Source organism: Mesorhizobium sp. M4A.F.Ca.ET.020.02.1.1 (assembly GCF_004022645.1).
In the GTDB taxonomy this organism is placed as follows: Bacteria; Pseudomonadota; Alphaproteobacteria; order Rhizobiales; family Rhizobiaceae; genus Mesorhizobium.
On record NZ_RZOI01001232.1, the window covers coordinates 1 to 869 of the forward strand.

General features: G+C 70.4%; 1 pseudogene. It reads left to right on the forward strand.

Going from position 1 to position 869, the window contains the following annotated elements:
• Window positions 1–869 (forward strand): annotated as a pseudogene (locus tag EN742_RS38490) (PAS domain-containing sensor histidine kinase); the annotation flags it as partial.

Below are 869 nucleotides of genomic sequence, written 5' to 3' on the forward strand. Positions count from 1 at the left end.
AGACCGAACAGTCCGACCGATCTGTTTTGCCCGAAGCTCCGGCGCACACCGGTGCCACGCCGCCAGCCAAGGGGCCGGTCGAGCCATCGGCTGAACAGACTGACGCCGACCAGCTGCCGGCGGCCGGGACCCGGGATGACACCGGCACGCCAGTGAGCACGGAAGCGCCGGCGGCCGCGACGCAAGACGATGCGGAACCGGCGGAACCGCAGGAGAACGATGCCGAGGACGAGAGCGATCTGGCTCGCCTCGACGGCGAACCGGACGAGATTGCCGAAGAACCTTCCGCCGGCCAGGCTACCCCGCCCCCGGTCTCGGGCTCGCTGCTCGACTACGCGGGCAGCGACGACCAGACCGGCCCGGTGGCCGAAAGCAGCGACGCCGCGCCGGTTGCCGGACCGGACGAAACGACGGCAGCGGCAGAGGCCGCGGAGCCCGCTGATACCCGGTTCGATATTGTCGGGACACCGCCCGACGGCCGCGCCGGCGACGACAGCATGACCGCGGACGATTTCCGCGATGCCGAGGACAGCGAGGATTGGGCAGCGTCCGGTGAGGAAGCCTCCCCCGACGATGCCGGGCCTGCCGATGCGGCTGCGCCCGCGGCGGAGCGGCCGCGCCTGCAGGTGCCGCCGCTGCGGCTCGACGGCTTCGTGCCATCGGCTTTCTCGACCGGTGAGGAAGCCAAGGCGCCCGATACCTCCATACTCGGCAAGCTGCCGGTGCCGCTGCTCATCCACTCCGGCGACGCGCTCTACTATGCCAATGACGAGTTCCTGCGCCTGACCGGGTATGACACGCTCGACGAGCTGACGGATGCCGGCGGGCTCGGCGCCCTATTTGCCGATCCCTATTCGCCACCCGAGGAC